Annotated in this window: 13 protein-coding genes; 2 read left to right on the top strand and 11 right to left on the bottom strand. The window is 43.5% G+C overall.

The annotated features are described in order from the left end of the window. Positions 1-83 precede the first annotated feature (83 nt). The 5 genes from OCW38_RS15490 to OCW38_RS15470 all read right to left on the bottom strand — a co-directional run bounded on the left by OCW38_RS15490 (position 84) and on the right by OCW38_RS15470 (position 7,536). The gene (locus OCW38_RS15490) at positions 84-2,438 is read right to left on the bottom strand and encodes an arylsulfatase (RefSeq protein ID WP_016766992.1); all 2,355 of its coding nucleotides are present in this window, start codon (positions 2,436-2,438) and stop codon (positions 84-86) included. Between the two features lie 230 nt (positions 2,439-2,668). After that, positions 2,669-3,514, bottom strand: coding sequence for a LysR family transcriptional regulator (locus OCW38_RS15485; RefSeq protein ID WP_010432889.1), 846 nt, complete (start codon positions 3,512-3,514; stop codon positions 2,669-2,671). A gap of 3 nt (positions 3,515-3,517) precedes the next feature. Continuing rightward, positions 3,518-4,843: an anaerobic sulfatase maturase gene (locus tag OCW38_RS15480; protein ID WP_016766991.1), complete on the bottom strand. Its 1,326-nt coding sequence runs from the start codon at positions 4,841-4,843 to the stop codon at positions 3,518-3,520. 297 nt (positions 4,844-5,140) lie between these two features. Then, positions 5,141-6,274, bottom strand: coding sequence for an OmpP1/FadL family transporter (locus tag OCW38_RS15475; protein ID WP_016766990.1), 1,134 nt, complete (start codon positions 6,272-6,274; stop codon positions 5,141-5,143). Positions 6,275-7,053: 779 nt separating this feature from the next. Beyond that, positions 7,054-7,536, bottom strand: coding sequence for a MarR family winged helix-turn-helix transcriptional regulator (locus OCW38_RS15470; protein ID WP_010432882.1), 483 nt, complete (start codon positions 7,534-7,536; stop codon positions 7,054-7,056). Between the two features lie 130 nt (positions 7,537-7,666). On the opposite strand from OCW38_RS15470, the gene OCW38_RS15465 reads away from it, so the two are divergent. Both OCW38_RS15465 and OCW38_RS15460 read left to right on the top strand, forming a co-directional pair. Then, positions 7,667-8,575: a DMT family transporter gene (locus tag OCW38_RS15465; RefSeq protein ID WP_261896217.1), complete on the top strand. Its 909-nt coding sequence runs from the start codon at positions 7,667-7,669 to the stop codon at positions 8,573-8,575. Beyond that, on the top strand, positions 8,572-9,165 hold the full coding sequence (locus OCW38_RS15460) for an NADPH-dependent FMN reductase (RefSeq protein WP_016766987.1): 594 nt from the start codon (positions 8,572-8,574) through the stop codon (positions 9,163-9,165). Before OCW38_RS15465 ends, OCW38_RS15460 begins: the two co-directional genes overlap by 4 nt. A 275-nt stretch (positions 9,166-9,440) precedes the next feature. Here the strand turns inward: OCW38_RS15460 and folM are convergent, their stop codons facing one another. From folM to OCW38_RS15430, 6 genes are all read right to left on the bottom strand, one after another. Beyond that, complete coding sequence (folM, locus tag OCW38_RS15455; protein ID WP_065612539.1) at positions 9,441-10,157, bottom strand: dihydromonapterin reductase; 717 nt, start codon at positions 10,155-10,157, stop codon at positions 9,441-9,443. Then, entirely contained in the window at positions 10,154-10,792 is a 639-nt protein-coding gene (folE, locus tag OCW38_RS15450) for a GTP cyclohydrolase I FolE (protein WP_010432850.1), read from the bottom strand. Before folE ends, folM begins: the two co-directional genes overlap by 4 nt. Before the next feature lie 10 nt (positions 10,793-10,802). Further along, positions 10,803-11,180 (bottom strand): dihydroneopterin triphosphate 2'-epimerase, encoded by a 378-nt coding sequence (gene folX, locus OCW38_RS15445; RefSeq protein WP_010432847.1) that lies wholly within the window; start codon positions 11,178-11,180, stop codon positions 10,803-10,805. 86 nt (positions 11,181-11,266) lie between these two features. Continuing rightward, positions 11,267-11,791, bottom strand: coding sequence for a 2-amino-4-hydroxy-6-hydroxymethyldihydropteridine diphosphokinase (folK, locus tag OCW38_RS15440; protein ID WP_016766985.1), 525 nt, complete (start codon positions 11,789-11,791; stop codon positions 11,267-11,269). A gap of 466 nt (positions 11,792-12,257) precedes the next feature. Next, positions 12,258-12,503: a hypothetical protein gene (locus OCW38_RS15435; RefSeq protein WP_010432840.1), complete on the bottom strand. Its 246-nt coding sequence runs from the start codon at positions 12,501-12,503 to the stop codon at positions 12,258-12,260. Between the two features lie 228 nt (positions 12,504-12,731). Then, positions 12,732-13,076, bottom strand: coding sequence for a DMT family transporter (locus OCW38_RS15430; protein WP_261896212.1), 345 nt, complete (start codon positions 13,074-13,076; stop codon positions 12,732-12,734). Between the last annotated feature and the right edge of the window lie 234 nt (positions 13,077-13,310).

The following is a 13,310-nucleotide window of genomic DNA, read 5'->3' as shown; positions in this document are numbered from 1 at the left end:
CACTTAAGTACTGAGCCCGGAATGAACGAAAAAAGCCGCCTATCAATACCCATTGTCATCGGTATCAATAGACGGCATACACTTTATTGTTCTAGGTACTTAACACGAACTTCTTTGATTTTGCCGTCAAATTTGAACGGCATCTCATCATAATAAGCTTGTGATACTGGCGAGCCTAAATCAGAGCCAATATCAAACCCATCATTGAATGAGAAGAACGAAGGCGCTGTTTTTGGAACCACACCAGAGGCGAACGTTTCACCATTCACCTTGATGGTGATATCGAAAGGCGTAAACGGCCCCGGCTTAGTGGCTTTAGATTCAACTTCTATCGTCACTTCACCTTCTGGTAACACTTTCTCAGATTGGATATGTGTGTGTTCCATCAAAAACAGGTTGTACTCATAGTTAAGCTTTCCGTCTTTCACGTACACCGTCATACCACCTGAGAATGCACCGACCGCGTAGAGCACACCATTCGTATCAGGAGTAACCACCGCATCAAACTCGACGAGCGTAGAACGGTTGCCGACTTTTGGTGCTGCAATTTCAGGGATTCTGGTGATTTCATCAGGATACGTCCATTGCGTATATTTACTCTCTGGCGCATCTTGCGGGCTGTGTGCTGCAGTAGACCATAATGATCCACCAATCGGGAAGGCTTTGTTATCCTGCGCTTCTTGCTTGAAAATCGCCTTCATTTCTTCCAGTTTTTCAGGGTACTTATCAGCCAGATCAACCGCTTGAGACCAGTCCTCATCAATGTGGTATAGCTCCCATTTATCCGTCTCAGGACTCCACTCTCTAAAACCTTCGGGCATACCTTGAACCCAAGGAGCTCTTGGCCCAAACGCACTCGCAAACCAACCATCATGATAGATACCGCGACTGCCTAAGATCTCAAAGTATTGGGTTTTCTTCTGCCCTTTCACATCCGCATCGTCAAACGAATAAGTCATGCTTTTACCATCGATTTCATCTTGAACATGACCGTTGACCACTTTAGGTGGTGTAATGTCTAAAATGTCGTAGATAGTAGGCGCGATGTCGTTAACGTGATGGAATTGCGAGCGTGGCGTCGCATCGGGTTCAATTTTCGCTGGCCAACGCACCGCAAGAGGTTGACGTGTCCCACCAAAATGAGCCGCAACTAACTTGGTTGATTTATAAGGTGAGCTGCCTGCCCAAGCCCATGCTGCATGCGCCATGTTTTCAAATTTAGGACCGCCTAACTCATCAATTGAACCGACCTTGTTCATCGCTTCAATTTGTTGCTTTGTCGTGGTTGGAATGGCGTTTTGAGCGAGCAATTCAGCAAGCGTGCCGTTTTGCCCTTCCGATGACGCGCCATTGTCACCCCACAAGTAGAAGAAGACAGTGTTGTCTTTGTAGCCAAGCTCATCGATTTCATCGACCAAACGACCAACCTGAGCGTCGGTATGCTCAATGAAGCCGGCGTACACTTCCATTAAACGTGCTTGGAATGCTTTTTCATCTTCAGGTACATCGTCCCACGCAGGCATACTTTCTGGCCTTGGTGTTAGCTGCGCGTTTTCAGGAATCCAGCCCATTTTCTTGGCTTTTTCGTATACGTCTTTTCTGTATTCATCCCAACCAGCGTCGAATTTGCCCTTGTACTTATCAGCCCATTCTTTGGTTACATGGTGAGGGCCGTGTGCCGCACCACTAGACCAATACATCATGAAAGGTTTGTCAGGCTGCAAAGACTTGTGCTGACGCATCCATTTGATCGCTTGATCCGCAAGATCTTCACTCATGTGATAGCCTTCGCGGTGGATTTTTTCTGGATCAACAAACGTGGTGTTTTCCACCATAGTCGGTTCATATTGAGATGCACCAGCACCAACAAACCCATAGAAATATTCAAAACCATAACCCGTAGGCCAATTATCAAAAGGCCCCGCAGCTGTGGAATCTAACGGGTGAGTGTTGTGCCATTTACCAAAAGCAGAGGTTGAATAACCGTAGTTTTTAAGTACTTCAGGAAAGGTCGCACTGGTTTTCGGGATCACCCCTGCGTAACCATCCCAATCGTTAGCATATTCCGCAATAACACCTGCGCCAACACGGTGATGGTTTCGACCAGTAAGCAATGAAGCTCGTGTAGGCGAACACATCGCTGTCGAGTGGAAACGGTTGTAGGAAATACCTTCACCAGAGATTTCATCTAATGTAGGCGTATCGATTGGACCGCCGTAAGTCGACGTTTGGCCAGGACCTACATCATCGATCATCACGATGACGATATTAGGAGCATCTTCAGGTAAATGGTTGGAAATAGGACGCTTGTTATGAGTAGATTCAGCAAGAGTATGTTTGGCCACCGAGGTCGATGGCTGACTAGGAAACGGTAAGACCTCTTGTGCGACAGAACCCGCAGCAAAACAAGACATCATGATGGCACTAAGCTTTTTCATTCGGACACCTTTGAGAACAGGAATTAACTCCGGTCTACCTGTTGTGCTAAAGACATCCGTATACCGTCATTTAGCGAAGCAAAATAGATCAGAGATGTAAAACTCAATGGCGAGGGGTCAAAGAAAATAGCCTCAGCACCAATGTAGTTTTTCAGTGCTAAGGTTATTCAAAAGGGGGATATGCAGGTAGAGCGTGGCGTTTATATCAGCAATAAGTGGGGTTTATAGTACTAATCCGCGCATCCTAGGTGTGCTCGAATGGTTTCTCTAACTTTTATGTGGTTTTCTGTTTTTTGATAGCGTCGATGGTAAGCCAGACAGTATTCCAATGGCTTATGCTCTATCGGGTTTTCCAGTACTTGAAAATTTAAACGCTCTTGCCAATTGAGTGCAAGATGTCGAGGTACGATCGCAACTCTATCGCTGATGGTGACATCAAGCAGCATCGCTGAAATTGAATGGGTCTTGCATTGGATATTCCTACTTTTTGGACTCTCCAAGCGGATATGTTCGAATCCATCCATTCCTTTCCATTGGGTAGCTAATGCGACATGCCCCTCTTCATAGAATTGATTCCGTGAAATATGACCATGAATTCTTGGATGGTCACGACGGCACACAATAACGGTCGATTCGCTGAATAACGGCTCAGTGACAATGGAGTGGTCTTTGACCATAAATATACCCACGGCTAAATCGACAGATAACGATTTAAGTTGGTGCAGCAGTATTTCCTGATCTAATGGAGTATGTTCTATCATCATTGACGGTAGAACGGGCAAATCCAATGCCAGCGCCTCGTTCACATAAACCGAATAAGTAAAACGCTCACTCAAGGCATTTTGTATTTCATCAAACCCAACGCGAAATCGAGTGGCTAAACGAATGGCCATCGCGGTCGGTTTCATCGTCCGCCCCTCTCGATAAAACAGGGGCTCACCAATCTCTTGTTCCATTCGCTTTATAGATGCACTCACCGCTGGTTGCGTGATACCTATGGTTTCAGAGGCTTTGGTATAAGAGTGATACTGGTAAACTTCTAAGAATACTTTTATCAAATTCAGATCAAAATCCATGGTTTACCTTCTTACTCCGCAGCAATGTTTGTATTTTATACCACTTCCACAAGAACAGGATTGATTACGACCAATGGCCACCGAGCTTTTGCTTACAACTGCTGTCAGCTTCACATCTTGATAAGCCAATGCCCACATGATTTCATCTGCAAAACGACCAACAGATAATAGCCTACGCATTTCTTTCATGTATTGAGCACTGTACTCGAAGAATTTTTTATAGCCTTGGCAAAAATAGTTATGCCCTGGATGTCCGCTTGAACTGCGTTCAAAACGATGTTTTGGACACCCTCCATTGCAGGCAAACTGAAATGGGCATTTTTTACAGTCGGGAGTCAATGTTGTTTGTTTTTGTAGACCGAATTCAATGGCTTGCTGGCTGTTATTGCATTCAGAAATCGATTTATGATGAATATTGCCCAAACGATGTTCAGGGTATACATAATGGTCGCAATTGTATAAGTCCCCGTTCGCCTCAAGAGCAAAAGCATGACCACAACGTTCAGTAAAATGACACATTCCAGACTGCTGTCCGCACCAAGCACTCAACGTACTATCAAACATATTCACAAAAATGGAGCCCACATCTTTGCGTACCCATACATCAAAAATATCACAAAGAAATTCGCCATAGGCTTGCGAAGGCACCGACCATGACGTCACTTCCGCTAAAGGCTCATCGGGTAAGACAAGTTTTAAATCCGTTTCAGAACATGTTTGCTTCGCTCGTTCGACCAACGGAATAAACTGAATATACGTTGAACCAATCTCTTTCAAATGCTGATACACCCGCTTTGGATGCTTTACATTTTCATTATTGACGACGGTAAGCGTATTAAACTCAACACCATGCTTTTTTAACAATTCGATACCTTGCATAACTTGAGCATGTGTTTGTTTACCCGAGCGGGTGACTCGGTAAGCATCATGTAGATCTTGTGGCCCATCAATGGACACACCGACTAAAAAGTGATGTTTTTTGAAAAACTCACACCAAGCATCGTTAAGCAAAATACCGTTGGTTTGAAAGGTGTGTTCAAGTTTTTTTCCCTTTCCGTACTGTTCACATAACTGCATGGCTTTTTCAAAAAACGCGAGCCCCATCATTGTTGGTTCACCGCCCTGCCAAGTAAATTGAACATGGTTGTTGCTTTGAGCTTCAATGGTCTGCTTTATATAGGAACTTAGCGTGTCATCACTCATTCGCCAGTTTGTTTGACGTTCAGGATAGAGTTGGTGTTTTTCAAGATAGAAACAGTAACTGCAATCAAGATTACAGACAGAGCCGGTCGGCTTGGCCATTACGTGACAATTGTGAGGTGCTTGCATGAGTGAACCTTATAGTCAGCCCATCCATTGTGGCTAATTAGTGAGAAGCGTCCATAAGTGTGTATCACCATTCTATAGGTTCAGTTTCTGGCTAAATAGTCGGTGGTGGTTACATTTACTATAAACAGGATTTATAGTTCATACCTCTGAATAGCTCAAATCCACGACCACCGACAAATATCGACACATTTTAGTGATTAACCAAAGCCTTCTTCTGCTCTCTACTCTTATATTCTTCTGCTTTGGTTCTGGGTGATTTTAAAGTATACCTCTCGGTATTTAGGCTTATTTAACGAATCAGTGACGATAAGAGAGGGTCACAAAGTGAATATGGTTATCTTCATAACTTCCTGTTGGCTGGAGCGTCACGTTGTCGGCTGTGATATCCGCTGTTCCATTGTTTTGATATTGATACGCTAAACCTAACTTGTTGCCAGATTCAAGCTCATACTCACTACCAAACCCAATGCGCCATTGCTGGTCAACGGGCAGTAGTACGTCTCGCTCATTCTCGTTCACTGGAGAAGAGTCGTAGCTAGCGCCACCATAAATCGTAAATTTATCCATCTTATGCGCCGCGCCAACGCCTATAGAATAGGTCCATGTATATTTGTCATCATAATCTTCCCAGTTTTCAAACTTAGCGTTAACCATTACATCGGTTTGTTTGGAAAGAGCATGCTTAAGCCCCAAGTCGATACTAGTAACCCAAGACAAATTCGCGGTTGGATTCACATCTAGCGACGTTTCAATATCAATTTCATGGTCTGTTTTATGGCGATATTGCAGACCCAAGTGTGTATTGTCGCTCAACGTGTAGTAAGAGCTCAGAGCAAAAGAAGGAGCAACACTGTCACCGGTAGCAAGTTCTTCCCATTGAGTGTTCACGCCACCAACGACGTCTATCTTCATGTATTGAAGAATCAAAGAACCGCCAAGGGAGAGCTTGTCTGTAACTTGATATGAAACACCAGTTGTAATATCGACGACAGCAATAGCATTCTCTGAAATGGCATTGATTGGATTAGCGCCGACACCATTGCTATATTCAGCACCTAAGCCACCCGCGGAATGAAGACTAATTCCAAGTACCGCTTTCTTATTCACTCTTTTAGCATAAGAGGCGTGAGGTGCGATTAATCCCTTTGAGACTTCAGTGCTTTCTCCTGAATCATCACGAGTGAACTGGTTGAATACATTGATATACTGAGCGCCCGAAACATACGAGCGATCTTCAATGCCAGAAAGTGCAGCGGCGTTTGAGATTGTTGCAGAAGAGTCAGAACTGTTTGTAACGTTGGCGGCCCCTGCTGTTGCAACGCTTTTGGTTGTCGCTATTTGAGACATGCTTAAGCCAGCACTATTGACCCAAAAGGGGGAGAGAGTGGCACATGCAACCACAACATTGAGAGCGACTTGCGTCATCTTCATTTTATAGATTCCTTAGGATGTTTCGAGAGAATTTTTCGGCGTATTGCACACATGCAACAAGCCCACACTTGAACCATCCGCAATAAAAGCTAGAGCGTTCACGTAATTAGTAATTAAGTGGCGCCCGAACCTTTCTTGTCATTCAACTCAGCCACAAAACTCAATATTGTCTTGGATTTCGTTTAACTTAGACCAATTTCACTTGTAGATTTTCGATGCCCCGATTCATATCCGCATTTAACGTGTCATCACTCATTTAACAATTGATTAGGTGTCCAGGACAGAGTTGGTGTGTTTCGAAATAGAAAAGGGAGTTGCAACCAAAATGACAAACAGAACCCGTCGACTTGGCCATTAATGAAAACGGTCCATATAAGTGTGTTCCACTATTCTATAGGTTCGGTTTTGGTCTAAATAGTTGGTGGTGATTACATTTACTATAAACAGAATTTATACTTACTAACTTCGCAGTAGCGGGCTGAAGTTGGTTGCTTAGTCGGAGGTAATCTTGGGGAATATATCCACTTAATGAGGTTACTATTTGTAAGTCAGACTCCACTATCTGGAATAAGTGGGAGTAGACAACGTAACGCAGAGTTGGGCACTTTTGAGCTAGAAAGTGCCACGGTAAAAGTTCAACCTGAGAAGATTCTGGACAGAAACTTGCTAGCTCTTCAGCTCTAATTACAGCGTTCCGGTTAATTTTTAGTATCGCAAGCCATCATTAACAGCCAGTAAACGAGTAAAGGAATATTGAAAACCTAAAAAGCGACTGTTCGTTATTGCCTTTCCAACAGTATCTTTCTCAACAAACTTGCCAACTGATCTTGTTCTTGGCTACTAAGTACGCTCAGCATGTTATCCATATTAGCAACATGTGCATTTAATGCTGTGTCCACCAACTCAACTCCCTTTTGAGTCAGGGTAACTTTACAGCTGCGTCTGTCTTCTTCACTGGCAATACGTTGGACAAAACCACGTTTTACCAACTGTTCAATACGTGTACTGACCGCACCAGACGAAAGCATCAGAGTTTGATACAGCTCAGTAGGAGTGACCACAGTATCGCTGCGGCGCATAGTAGCCAAAATATCAAACTCAATACTACTCAGCCCATGTTCTTGAAAAACCGACTCCAAATTCTTCTTCCATATACCACTGGTTCGACGTAATCGCCCGACAACACCCATTGCTGAGCAATCCAGATCCGGCCTGACTGCAAGCCATTGAGCAAGAATTTTATCAACTTTATCTGATGTCATTTTTATCTCTCAAGTAAATATCTTTTCAAAAATATACTTGATTAAAGATTAGGCTTCCATTACTTTAATAAAAGTATCTTTTGTAAAAGATACTTTTATTAAAGTAATAACCAGTCAGTTAAGGAGAGTTATGAACAGGATTCAACAAGTTAAGACAATAGCGTTAACCGCAATTGCACCTATTATCTGGGGCAGTACCTATATAGTCACAACGGAAGCGCTACCTCCAGAAAGTCCGCTTATTGCTTCAACAATCCGTTCGCTTCCTGCTGGTATATTGCTTGTGCTTATTAGCCGAACGGGGCTAACTGGATTGTGGTGGCTCCGTATGGCAGTGCTAGGTTTTCTGAACATCGGGCTATTTTTCTATTGCTTATTTTTCGCGGCAACCTACCTACCGGGTGGCATGGCATCGATGGTGATGTCTATTCAGCCGGTGATTGTAATGATCATGAGTTGGTACCTATTGAGTGCCAACTTCTCTTCACAACGACTGACCGCTAGTGTGTTGGGAATTCTCGGCGTAGGCCTGCTAGTGCTTAACAGCTCAGCCGAAATCAATATTGAAGGTGTGGCTACCGCCATACTTGGAACGCTGAGCATGGCTTTAGGCGTGGTGCTGACAAAAAAATGGGGACGTCCTACGGGCATGACGATGCTTGGGTTTACAGGTTGGCAATTGTTATTTGGCGGCATCATTTTGCTACCAGTCTCGCTTTGGCTAGAAGGCGTTCCAAACCAACTTACGTCAATCAACTACCTAGGCTATGGATACCTAAGCCTGATTGGTGCCGTTTTGGGTTACTTTCTGTGGTTTCGCGGTATCGAGAAACTGCCTCCGGTGACCGTCTCTTTTCTCGGATTTCTAAGCAGTGTTTCTGCCTGTTTTCTTGGATATCTAATCCTAAATCAAACACTGACTTGGCCCCAATTACTTGGTGCCTCTGTAATTCTATTTTCAATTGTGCTGGCTACGCCTCGCTCACCATCAAACCAATCAACTAACACAATTTCAGACCGTAAAAAGGAATTAATATGAATATTACAATCGTATCAGGAAGTCAAAGAGCGCATTCTCAGAGCCTAAATGTTGCCTATTACCTACAAACACTGGCTGAGCCTCATTTTGATAAGGCAACTGTTCTCGATTTACACCAACTGAATCTACCGTTTTGGAATGAAGGAATATGGCAAGACAGTGAGGAGTGGAAACAATGGAAACCTGTCGCTCAAATCCTTAAGAAATCGGACGCGTTCATTTTTATTACCCCAGAATGGCATGGAATGGCAACGCCGGCATTAAAGAACTTTTTGATGCTGACCACTGACCAGGAACTGGCTCATAAAGCAGCGCTGCTGGTGAGCGTTTCAGCGAGCGTAAATGGTGTCTACCCGATCAGTGAATTACGGATGACGGGTAATAAAAACAATCATGTGTGTTTTCTGCCTGATCATCTGATGTTTCGTAACTGCGAAGATATTCTGACAACTGAACACGAATGTACCGACCTGCATCTGCATGACCGCAGCGAATATACCATGAAGCTACTAGCTGCCTACGCTAATGCACTAGCTCCAGTGCATCGCGATATGGTCAATATAGGTAAAAAGTTCCGCTATGGGATGTAGCCACTAGCAATACAAAAGTCACCAGCCCAAACATGTGGTTCTTGTTAAGAACGAAGATGAGTAGTCATACGCTCGCTTATAATTATCCTAATTATTCGAATACACCGTATAAGGATAAAGTGAGCGTAGTACCCTATTCATCTTCATATTAGCTCTGGGATTGAATGCCTGAATTAACAGCCTATAAATAAAAATTAGCACTAACAATAATTGGATCAGAAGCGGTTTAGATAGTTCCATTGACTGTGCTTCCACAAGCTCTTACTACAAAGGGGTCACTTCAAATGCCTGCCGCCATCAAGGTGCAAAGTCCTTCCTGTCATATAATGACTAGCCAGAACAAACTTAATACCATCTATCACTTCTTCAAAGCCTGCCTCGGCCGGAATCAGAGCTTTTTTCAGAGCTTTGGTTTTGTACGCCTCATCGTCATTTTCATTAAACTTAATCATAGCTGGAGAAACGGTATTTACTTTCACCTTGGGAGCCAGCATTGCAGAAAACGATAGCGTCAGGTTGTTGAGCGCTGCTTTACTAGCAGCGTAGGCAATGTGTTTTTTACTGCCTTTTTCCGCAACGTAGTCACTGATGTGAATGATGTCTGAAGTGTGATCGTCAGACATCAGTTGGTCTTTGAGTGTTAAGTTGATCAGATAAGGCGCGGTGGCGTGAATCGTCATCATCTGGTGCATGATTTGTGATGCATTTTCACTTGGATCTTTCTTGTTCTCAGGCTTCCAGTCGGAAGCGTTGTGTATGATAGCTCGAATTACCTTGTATTCTTGACTAACGTAGTCAAGAAAGCCCTCTAAGCTACTTTGTTGATAAAAGTCTACCTGTTGCAAGTCTGCCCCGTTGTCTCGCAATAGCTGTAATTGGGGATAGTGGCTGCGGTAGGTGCCAACCACTTTGTACCCTTCCGCTAGAAGTTGCTGCGCCAAAGCGAAGCCTAGACGTTTTCCAACGCCAGTTATTAGTATGGTTTCACTCATCGTAAAAACTCAGCTCTGGTTTGAGGGTTAGTTTTGAAGATACCACCGAGAGCGGTTGTTGAAGTTTCAGAGTTGGCGTCCATGACACCTCTAGATTTAACGCAATAATGGGTTGCTTTAATCGTCACGGCCACGTTTTCTGTTTCAACTAGAGTCTGTATCGCGACCAAAATTTGCTGGGTAAGGCGCTCTTGGACCTGAGGGCGCTGAGCAAAGAATCGTACAATGCGGTTTATTTTAGACAGCCCAAGAATCTTGTTTTCAGGGATATAGGCCACTTCTGCTAAACCATCGATGGTAATGAAGTGATGTTCGCACGTCGAAGTTAAATCTATATTCGATACCTTGACCATTTCATCAACCGACATTTTGTTGTCTATCACACTGATTTTTGGAAAGTTATCATAATCTAGACCTGAAAATATCTCATGAACGTACATCTTTGCAATGCGATGGGGTGTTTCAGCGAGACTGTCATCGGTTAGATCCAACCCAAGCGTACTGACAACTTCCGTTAAAAGTCCTTTAATGCGGTTGTACTTCTGATCAGGATTCATTTCGCTCGGTATCATCGGGGTTTCAAGTCCTTTTTCGAGCAAAGCTTCTCTTACTTTTTCGGCTTCCGTATTTAACATGACTCACTCCTTATGAATTATTGTCGTTATCTGCTTCATAGCTCAGGGTGAGCGAAACAGAGTCGGCAAAACGCAGAGCATGAGGCTTGTCAATTCTCACTTGAGCGTATTGAACCCATGGATGGTCGATACAAATGCCGAGTACGTCGCTTGTTAACTTTTCAAGAAGCAGAAATCTTCCTGATTCGACGTGTTGAATAATTTTTTTGCAGATATTTTTGTAGTTGAGAGCATTGTCCACATCATCAGAGAGACAAAGTTTATTAGCGGGGTAATGGATTTCTGCATTGATGACGATGTCTTGCTGCTTGGTTTTTTCTTCTTCGTTAAAGCCGATGAAGGTTCTTAATCTGAGATTTGTGATGGTAATGATAGCGTTGTGATTCATAACAGTGTCCAATCCTTAGAAAGTGAAGTCAGTTACGTGCATGTTTTAAGAAAAGATCATTAGAACGCGAGCGATTACAATTTCAGTCATTCATTTTGCAGTCGTTGCAAGGGCTTAATGAAACTGAGATCAAAAGGGATGGGTTTAGTTTTCTGACTTAACTGGTCAAAATTTTTCCAGATCTGTTGAAACGAAATGTCTAGAGTGGGGTGAAGTGTTTGCGCGGCAATATCGACTAACGGCCTGAGCACAAAAGCGTATTCGGTGATTTCGCCTCTAGGCAGTTCTACCCCGTCGATCATGCCCACTTGATTGCCATAAAGAAGTATATCGATATCCATCGTACGTGAAGCATACGCTTTAGTCTGACGCTTACGATCATTCTCTATTTCAATTTGATGTAGAACCTTAACCAGTTCTGCGACAGAGAAGTCACATTCGAATCCAACGACTAGATTTAGGAAATTATCCCCTTCAAAACCAACAGGCTCGCAATCGTAGAAATTAGAAATGTGTAGGGGTGCAAAGAGGTGACTTAATGCCTTAAGAGATTCTGTGATGTGATGTTCGCGGTTAATGTTGCTTCCGATGCTTACATAGACTGTAGCCATATTATTTTCTTCCTTTTTAGTTGGCCTATACGTCCAACTCGCTATGAAGATCAGCTATGTACTCCTTTTAATGTCAGGAAGATAAAAGAAAAATACGCATCTGTGGCAAATTTAGATATTCACGCAATAGAACCATTATCTAGAACAATTCCCATGCGAGCGCATATGACGGTTGATAAGCTGTAACACCAATCTTGAAGATGATGATGCACAGAGCTACAAATAGCATTAGCACTAGACGCACCCCACTGAAAGCCTGCTCTGAGCACAACAAGCATGGTGTGCTCCTCATCATGATTATCGACTCTTTTCGATGCATGCTTGGAGGGGGTGCCATCGTGGATAAGCAGTATCGGTTTGATTTTTGACCTAAACCATTGTTGGACAGAGCTTTGTCAACATGAATAACACCGATTGAGAGGTTCGATAGGGGTAAGCGAGTTTTATAACCCCCTACCCCATTCGCTTACTCTTTGGTCTGGTGCCCCGTCTTCTTCGCAAACTTTTGCATCGCCTCGGCAAACGTTGTTGTCCCGCCTTTCGCTTGAACTTGCACCACCTTATATCCCATATTTTCCAGCGCTACACGCTCTGCTAACACGGCTTTGTCATCTTGTTGACTGCCTTTAACAGGCTGATGAATGTAACACCCCTCTAGTTGACCATCTTCGACCAGTTGGTGGTGTTTCAGTGCATTGATATCAAAATTCATAGTAAGTCTTTTAGTTTAAGTTGGGGAGTCACTGCAGCAAGGCCGGAAGTATTTACAACTTTATCGCATATACCAAAAGGCATTTTAACCCCAAAAAGCTGACGCTGATACAGGAATCCACTGACATGTAATCGAGTACTATTTACCTTAGAAAGGGAGAGGTATGCAACGCTCCACCAAATGGTTCGATCCATGCTCAAAACACAAGAAACGCGAGCTAGACCTTGCTCAGTGGCTCACAGACGATGAAAACAGGTTGATAATCACTACGCCAGATAAAATCAAAGCGATGCCAATGATCGCGAAGATATCGAGTTTTTGTCCGTAGACCAGCCAAGACAGAGCTGCGACCAGCACGATCCCTGCCCCACACCAAATCGCATACGCCACACCCAAAGACATGGTTTGCACTGTTAAAGACAACAGATAAAAGGCACAGCCGTAGCTAGCCAATACTGCGGCAGTAGCCGGTAAATAAGTAAGCTGTTGCGTTTTAGGCAATAGAGAAGTCGCGACAACTTCAAGCACGATGGCGAGTGACAGCATCACTGGCGGTGGGAGAGATAAAAGCATGTTTAGGTCCACAACATTAAATTCGGCGGCTAGAATATTGTAGTTTTATGTCTAATTCATGTGTTTTTCAGTAAGTAATTATTATGACATACCCTAAGAGAGCTTAACCAGAAAACCAATGAATAAGTCCCAACCCACTCATTCATTTAAAAACAAAAGAACCCGCTAACTCATGGCTAACAGGCTCTTTTTAATCGAGATATCAAGACACTTAGTCTTTAAAAAAGCAAAGCT

The organism is Vibrio cyclitrophicus (genome assembly GCF_024347435.1).
In the GTDB taxonomy this organism is placed as follows: domain Bacteria; phylum Pseudomonadota; class Gammaproteobacteria; order Enterobacterales; family Vibrionaceae; genus Vibrio; species Vibrio cyclitrophicus.
Note: the sequence above shows the minus strand (reverse complement) of the source record. Positions and strands in the feature narration are given on the sequence as shown.

Coding starts and splice junctions, on each gene's coding strand:
- OCW38_RS15465 (WP_261896217.1), top strand. CDS start 7,667: ATGAACAGGATTCAACAAGTTAAGACAATAGCGTTAACCGCAATTGCA.
- OCW38_RS15470 (WP_010432882.1), bottom strand. CDS start 7,536: ATGACATCAGATAAAGTTGATAAAATTCTTGCTCAATGGCTTGCAGTC.
- OCW38_RS15485 (WP_010432889.1), bottom strand. CDS start 3,514: ATGGATTTTGATCTGAATTTGATAAAAGTATTCTTAGAAGTTTACCAG.
- OCW38_RS15435 (WP_010432840.1), bottom strand. CDS start 12,503: ATGAATTTTGATATCAATGCACTGAAACACCACCAACTGGTCGAAGAT.
- OCW38_RS15430 (WP_261896212.1), bottom strand. CDS start 13,076: ATGCTTTTATCTCTCCCACCGCCAGTGATGCTGTCACTCGCCATCGTG.
- folE (WP_010432850.1), bottom strand. CDS start 10,792: ATGTTAAATACGGAAGCCGAAAAAGTAAGAGAAGCTTTGCTCGAAAAA.
- folX (WP_010432847.1), bottom strand. CDS start 11,180: ATGAATCACAACGCTATCATTACCATCACAAATCTCAGATTAAGAACC.
- OCW38_RS15480 (WP_016766991.1), bottom strand. CDS start 4,843: ATGCAAGCACCTCACAATTGTCACGTAATGGCCAAGCCGACCGGCTCT.
- folK (WP_016766985.1), bottom strand. CDS start 11,791: ATGGCTACAGTCTATGTAAGCATCGGAAGCAACATTAACCGCGAACAT.
- folM (WP_065612539.1), bottom strand. CDS start 10,157: ATGAGTGAAACCATACTAATAACTGGCGTTGGAAAACGTCTAGGCTTC.
- OCW38_RS15490 (WP_016766992.1), bottom strand. CDS start 2,438: ATGAAAAAGCTTAGTGCCATCATGATGTCTTGTTTTGCTGCGGGTTCT.
- OCW38_RS15460 (WP_016766987.1), top strand. CDS start 8,572: ATGAATATTACAATCGTATCAGGAAGTCAAAGAGCGCATTCTCAGAGC.
- OCW38_RS15475 (WP_016766990.1), bottom strand. CDS start 6,274: ATGAAGATGACGCAAGTCGCTCTCAATGTTGTGGTTGCATGTGCCACT.